The sequence below is a fragment of the Paenibacillus sp. GCM10027628 genome, from assembly GCF_042676385.1.
Lineage (GTDB): Bacteria > Bacillota > Bacilli > Paenibacillales > NBRC-103111 > Paenibacillus_E.
This window is the reverse complement of sequence record NZ_JBHTHA010000040.1, coordinates 46,523-52,760: the sequence shown is the minus strand read 5'-3', so window position 1 is coordinate 52,760 and position 6,238 is coordinate 46,523. Positions and strand designations below refer to the sequence as shown.

6 protein-coding genes are annotated in these 6,238 nt (G+C 48.3%); 2 read left to right on the top strand and 4 right to left on the bottom strand.

What is annotated here, in order from left to right; all coding sequences use genetic code 11:
- Positions 1-483: 483 nt before the first annotated feature.
- Positions 484-1,686 carry a sensor histidine kinase gene (locus ACFQZT_RS26360; RefSeq protein WP_379304814.1) on the bottom strand — a complete coding sequence of 401 codons (1,203 nt, stop codon included), beginning with the start codon at positions 1,684-1,686 and terminating at the stop codon, positions 484-486.
- A 220-nt stretch (positions 1,687-1,906) separates the two neighbouring features.
- Here ACFQZT_RS26360 and ACFQZT_RS26355 point away from each other — a divergent pair, with 220 nt between their 5' ends.
- Both ACFQZT_RS26355 and ACFQZT_RS26350 read left to right on the top strand, forming a co-directional pair.
- Positions 1,907-2,839 (top strand): ABC transporter ATP-binding protein, encoded by a 933-nt coding sequence (locus ACFQZT_RS26355; RefSeq protein ID WP_379304812.1) that lies wholly within the window; start codon positions 1,907-1,909, stop codon positions 2,837-2,839.
- Positions 2,832-3,770 carry an ABC transporter permease gene (locus ACFQZT_RS26350; protein WP_379304810.1) on the top strand — a complete coding sequence of 313 codons (939 nt, stop codon included), beginning with the start codon at positions 2,832-2,834 and terminating at the stop codon, positions 3,768-3,770. Before ACFQZT_RS26355 ends, ACFQZT_RS26350 begins: the two co-directional genes overlap by 8 nt.
- A gap of 39 nt (positions 3,771-3,809) precedes the next feature.
- Here ACFQZT_RS26350 and ACFQZT_RS26345 read toward each other — a convergent pair whose 3' ends face one another.
- The 3 genes from ACFQZT_RS26345 to ACFQZT_RS26335 all read right to left on the bottom strand — a co-directional run bounded on the left by ACFQZT_RS26345 (position 3,810) and on the right by ACFQZT_RS26335 (position 6,114).
- Positions 3,810-4,547, bottom strand: a complete 738-nt coding sequence (locus ACFQZT_RS26345) for an HAD family hydrolase (RefSeq protein WP_379304808.1) — start codon at positions 4,545-4,547, stop codon at positions 3,810-3,812.
- A gap of 98 nt (positions 4,548-4,645) precedes the next feature.
- Positions 4,646-5,095, bottom strand: coding sequence for a bactofilin family protein (locus ACFQZT_RS26340; RefSeq protein ID WP_379304807.1), 450 nt, complete (start codon positions 5,093-5,095; stop codon positions 4,646-4,648).
- Between the two features lie 2 nt (positions 5,096-5,097).
- Positions 5,098-6,114 (bottom strand): peptidoglycan DD-metalloendopeptidase family protein, encoded by a 1,017-nt coding sequence (locus ACFQZT_RS26335; protein ID WP_379304805.1) that lies wholly within the window; start codon positions 6,112-6,114, stop codon positions 5,098-5,100.
- Between the last annotated feature and the right edge of the window lie 124 nt (positions 6,115-6,238).

The following is a 6,238-nucleotide window of genomic DNA, read 5'->3' as shown; positions in this document are numbered from 1 at the left end:
CCTGCCTTTTTATTTGAAGGGAATACTCCAAATATTGGTACACAAACTATTTTACTTCATCCGCAAAAGATCGATTAGAGAACAAGGTTCCATAAATAAAGAACATCGTTCTTTAAACAAAGACCTTTGTTCGCTCGCGCCACGTTCTGACCGTTTCTCAAAAAATTAGCGTCAATCGGATACGCTAATAGCGACCTTTGTTCTTTAGCAATCTGGGATCCGAACTGGTTCGAACTGGGCTCGAACGGGATTCGAATGAGGTTCGAACTTGATCTGAACTTGACCTGAACTTGACCTGAGTGGGAGTCGAATGGTGTTCAAACGAGATACGAATCTAATCTGTACTTGATCTGAACTGGGTTCGAACTTGTTCGGAACTAGACCTGAACCGACTCCGAACCGGCTCCGAACTTCACCCAAACGCCTCCAAGCACCGCCATTTGTAGCCTCTACTTCAATTGTACCATCCGGTTCCAAAACGAACTAGAGCGAAGGAAAGCGCTTGGCGGGAATGGAACAGGAAACGATGGTTCCTTGACCAGGAGCCGAGCTAACCTGCAGCGTACCCTGCAAGGCTGAGATCCGCTCCTGCATGGCGTTGATACCGAAGCCGACCTTCAGCTGCTCGGTGCCGATGCCGTCATCTTCGATGCGCAAATCGACCACATCTTCCCCGTAAGTCAGGATGATTTCGACGGTGTTGGCTCTACCATGCCTTTTGGCATTGGTCAGCGATTCCTGCAGGCAGCGGATTAAAGAAAGTTTGGTCTGCTTCGGGATTTCGTATTCGTCTCCGTTCGTTTTGAAGCAGATTTTGGTGCCGGTATGCAGAGCGAATTCGTTGGCTAGCCGGGTTAACTGCTGCGACAGCATCATATCCTCCCCGCCCGGCACCATCTGATGAATGCTTCGGCGGACTTCTTCCAGCCCATTGCGGGTTACGTTCCGCAGCACGTCCAGCTTCGATTTGGCTTTTTCCGGTGAGGCTTCGATCAGGTAGGATACGGCGTCCATGCCCATGATGACCGACGTGAAGGTATGTCCGACTGTGTCATGCATTTCACGCGCCATGCGATTGCGCTCCTCCAGCAGTGTAAGCTGTTCGATTTGATTTGCATACTGCTCCAGGGCATTGTTTTGCTCATGGATTAATTGATATTGGCGCTGGTTTTCCGCTAAAAGCTTTTCGGTTTTTTCATTCGATGTCACCACGCGCTGTAAGCTCAACCCGATTGCGAATAAAAGCGCAGCATTCAAGATTTCACTGGATAGTTCACCCAGTCCCATGCCGCGATGCAGGATGAAAAAGTAGGAGACGGGCATGGCTACAAGGAAGACAGGAGCGATCCACCATGCATTTTTTCGATCGGTGAGGAATCCAATGACCATTAATGGGCAATTAATAATAGAGTAGGCTTCTTGCTCCATCCAAGAAAGATAGATTTGCAGAGGCGCGCCGGTTAGCAGGACTGCCAACGGGTATAGTGGCGCGTTAACGTAATTGGGCCTCCAAAATAGTAGAGGCAGGGCATAAGAAAGGAGAATGGAAAGAATCGTAAACAAAACAGAAATGTTTTTAAACTCGTTCATGTGCAAAAGGATGTATAGCAGGCTGAGCAGCGTTGAACCGGTCAAAACGATAAATAGAGACCATTCCACACTATGCCAATCTCTTCTTTGGACCATGGTTAACTCCTTTTATATTCATGCTTGTAAGAACATTGTACATAAAAACCGGCAAATTCCATAGTGAGATCAGTCATAGTCCTGACATGACTTCTCATGTGACTTCTTCATGACCTCTGCCACTAGGAAACGTCGAAGCGGGTGAGATACAATTTGTAGTATAAGTTTTATGCTTCCGAAGCCAGTTTTTCTGGCGAAAAACTCTTAGGAGAGTGACCAAATGTCTAACGCAGATTCACAATTGCCGATTGTACAGATTCAAAATATATCGAAACGAATCGGTTCCAAAACAATTATTGATCATTTAAGTTTTGATGTTCCACGGGGTGAAGTGTTTGGTTTTCTCGGCCCCAATGGCGCAGGCAAAACAACAACCATCCGCATGATGGTCGGACTGATGTCCATTACCGAAGGCGACATCCGGATCGGCGGTCAGTCGATTCGGACACATTTTGAGCAGGCGATTCGGCATGTTGGAGCGATTGTTGAAAATCCGGAAATGTATAAGTTCCTAAGCGGGTATCACAATCTTGTGCATTACGCCAGAATGATCCCCGGGATTCACGAGGAGCGCATTCAGGAGGTCATTACCCTAGTCGGTATGGAAAACCGAATCCATGATAAGGTCAAAACCTATTCGCTAGGCATGCGCCAACGGCTGGGAATTGCACAGGCGCTGCTGCATAAGCCGTCCGTCCTCATTCTGGATGAGCCGACGAACGGGCTCGATCCCGCAGGCATTCGCGAGCTTCGCGACCATCTGCGCAAGCTCACGCGGGAGGACGGGATTTCAGTCATAGTGTCCAGTCACCTTCTGTCCGAGATGGAGCTGATGTGCGACCGTGTCGCCATTATTCAGAACGGCAAGCTTGTTGACGTTAGGCTGATCAAGGAATACGTTCGGGCTGAAGGCGAGCAGCGGGTTGCGTTTGAATTAGAGCCTATGGATAGAGCGACGGCACTGTTAGCCGAAGCTCAGGAAAAAGCTGAAGTAGAAGGACGTGAACTGGTCATGAGCCTCGATAGGAACCAGATCGCAGCGTGGAACAAACGTTTTGTCGATGCGGGAATTCATGTCTATGGCATTCGCGCCACGACGAAGTCTCTGGAAGATCAATTTTTGGAAATGACGGGAAGTGATCAAATTGCTTAATCTCATACAAAACGAAAATATGAAAATTTACCGCAGGCTGCGCACATGGATTCTGGGTCTACTGCTCATTGCCATTGTTGTTATGGCCTCGGTTTTCTCCCACTCCGGTTATGAAAGCAATCAACATGATTGGAAAGTGGCTGCCAAAGATTCTATCGAGCACAATACAAAAGAACTGACCAATCCCGATCTCCCTGCGAAGTTCAAACAGAGCATGAAGGAAGAGATAGCCCTCCAACAATACGCGTTGGATCATGATATGCCTCCTGTTCAGAATACCTTGTGGGGAGGCGTCCAAAGCGCGTCGGATCTCATTCAAATCGTCACCCTGTTTACAGTCATTATTGCGGGCGATATGGTAGCGGGAGAGTTTACATGGGGGACGATCAAGCTGCTGCTCATACGGCCGGCGACACGGGCCAAGATTCTTTTCTCCAAATATGCGGCGACACTGCTATTCGCAGCGGCACTATTAGTTGTATTGTTTCTTAGCGCAGTTATCATCAATGGAATTTTATACGGCTTCCAGAACATAGGCCTCCCGCACTTGAAAGTAAGCGCAGACGGCTCCGTGCATGAAAGCAGCATGCTGCTGTATGTGCTTGCGACTTACGGTTTTAAGCTGATCCAATTGATCATGGTCGTGACACTTGCTTTTATGATATCGACCGTATTTCGCAGCTCATCGCTGGCGATCGGGATCAGTATTTTCATCATGTTTGCGGGTCAAATCATGACCATGCTGCTCCTGCGTTACAGCTGGGGCAAATACTTCCTCTTTGCCAATACGGATCTGACCCAATATCTGGAGGGAAGACCGATGGCGGAAGGGATGACGATGGGCTTCTCCATCTGCGTGCTGATCTTCTACTTCTTGTTGTTTAACGTGTTATCTTGGGAAATATTCCGCAGACGCGATGTCGCGGCCTAAAAAGGAAAAAGCATAGCCGGACCGCCTATGGCAGCCTGGCTATGCTTTTCTTATATAATCCTGGATCGCCTCGGGCACTTCTTGCAGCGAATTCAGCTGGAGGAATGCTCCTTTGGGCGCGATGTCGATCTTGGCATTGTTATATTCCCAGTCCTGCGCGACGGGGATATGAATCGCATGAATGCCTGCGTGCAGAGCCGGAAGTACATCGGTTTTGACCGAATTGCCGATCATCCACGTGTGATGCCGATCCAGTCGCTGTTCTTGAAGCAGGGACTGCATAAACGATTTTGTCTTATGCAGAGTGACAAAGATCCGGTCGTCAAAGTAGGTATCCAGGCCGCAATCCCGAACCTTTTTCATCTGGATCGAAGCGTCCCCGCCCGTGTATAAAAACAGCTTGTGGCCCGCTTGCTGGAGCGATTCCAGCGTTTCGTTCATTTGCGGATAAGGCTCCACGGTGTATTCATAGACGGTATGACCAAGCTGCAGCAGCCAAGATTCTTCTTGCGGATTTGCCGGACGGTTGTAATGCTCCGCAAACCATTGATAAGTTTCAACGAACGATTTGGGAAAACGGTCCGGCATAAATCCGTGAATATGGACGCCGGCGAGATCGATTTCGAGTTGTTTCTGTTTAATGTCTTTCGGCGTTAACGCATGTCCGGAAAACCATGTCAGCATCAGGTCTACAAACTGATCGATGACGAAATCAAAATATTTGTTGCAGTGAACGAGCGTATCGTCAAGATCGAATAAAATCGTTTGTTCTCTCATCAGTATGTCTCCTGCATCAGCCAGAAATTAGGGATTTCCAGCCATTATACCATGACTTTTGAGATCATGCCTAATCAAATGCAGCGACTAACTGCCGATTACATCGCAACGGTATTCCCGCCAAATGCGCCGCCAGGTGCTGCAGCGGGCTTGTTTCCATTCTCAGGCTCGCCGCTCTGCGAAGCGTTAGCCGCTGTTTTTGTTTCCATCTTGCTATTGCCTTGGAACAGACCGCCTTCTTCAATGATGAATGACGCTGCGCTAATGTTCCCTTGCAGAGAACCTGTGGAAGTAATTGTCAGCTTGCCCTTGGTGATTACGTTACCTTGGACGCTTCCAGCGAGAACGACATCTCTTGCGGAGATATTGGATTTGACGCTTCCATGTTCGCCGACGATGACGTCTCCCATGCACTCGATATCGCCTGTAATGCTGCCTTCGATTCGAATGCTGGCTTCAGATTTAATACGGCCTTCGAACGAAGTTCCCTCCCCGATAAGGGTGTCGGTCGTATTCGGATTGATCGAAAGCTTCTTGCTTTTAAACATCGTTAATCATCCTTTCGCATCGATTTCAGATAAGGTTTGGGATCCGTGCTTTCTCCATTTTTGAGCACTTCATAATGCAGGTGGGGGCCAGTGCTTCGTCCGGTAGAGCCAACGAGACCGATCGTATTCCCTTTTTCTACGTTATCCCCTTTATTCACCAAGATTTTATTCAAATGCATGTACCAAGTGCGGAGGCCCTTGGAATGCTCGATGACGATGTTGTTGCCATGAAACTGGTCTGTACCGGTGCTGACGACCTTGCCGTCTGCAGTGGCGAAGACGGGATCATTCTCTTTGGCTCCAAAATCGATGCCCGAATGAAAGCTTGGGCGATATGTAAAAGGATCGGTGCGGTAGCCAAAGGTCGATGTGATGACCTTGGTTTTTGTTGGGAACAGGGTTGGCGTCACCCGCAGCTGCTGCTGTTTGACGGCTACCTTTTCCTTCGTTTCGGTAAAGCTTGTTTGCAGTTCTTTTACATCGCTATCCAATTCGGAGAGGGAGGCGAGCGTTTGTTCGCCGAGTTTCATAATATCTTCTTGAGAGACCGGATTCGGACTGCCGCCAATACCCGTTTGAGCGGATGAGGCGTCTCCATCCTTTGGACCATCTTGAATCGCAACTGGGTCTTTAGTAGGATTGGCGCTGCCATCGATCTGTGCGATCGATTTGATATCACTCTCTAATTTCTTCATTTCTTCAACCTTGGCTTTCATCTGTTCAGCTTGCTGGGACAGCTGGATCACTTCGTTCTGCAACTGCTCAATCGTTTGGTTTTTGCTCGTTAGCGTGGCACTCCATTGTTGATTCGCGCCATTCAGCTTGGTTTGAAGGTCGCTGGCCGTTTTCACGGTATGCGCATGCAGGGTGTAAATGGTGATAGAAATGAGCAGCAGCACAGAGAAACATGCAGCAGCTATATAAGCGAACAGATGGGGAATTCGAAATCTGACGACGGATTGATTGGCATCGGGTATGATGACCAGCGTCAGCTTTTTGGGTTTCCATTTGAGCTTCATAACGGCTATATAAATCTCCTGTCGTGGTTGATTTTGGTAATCTTCTTTGTAATCCATTCGTCACATTTCGATAAAAACCCTCTTGATATCTTGGCGGACACATGAAAATGAGACTTTAGTAGGA

Excerpts from the sequence above, each read along its gene's own strand:
- ACFQZT_RS26335 (WP_379304805.1), bottom strand. The coding sequence starts at position 6,114 with ATGAAGCTCAAATGGAAACCCAAAAAGCTGACGCTGGTCATCATACCC.
- ACFQZT_RS26355 (WP_379304812.1), top strand. The coding sequence starts at position 1,907 with ATGTCTAACGCAGATTCACAATTGCCGATTGTACAGATTCAAAATATA.
- ACFQZT_RS26345 (WP_379304808.1), bottom strand. The coding sequence starts at position 4,547 with ATGAGAGAACAAACGATTTTATTCGATCTTGACGATACGCTCGTTCAC.
- ACFQZT_RS26360 (WP_379304814.1), bottom strand. The coding sequence starts at position 1,686 with ATGGTCCAAAGAAGAGATTGGCATAGTGTGGAATGGTCTCTATTTATC.
- ACFQZT_RS26340 (WP_379304807.1), bottom strand. The coding sequence starts at position 5,095 with ATGTTTAAAAGCAAGAAGCTTTCGATCAATCCGAATACGACCGACACC.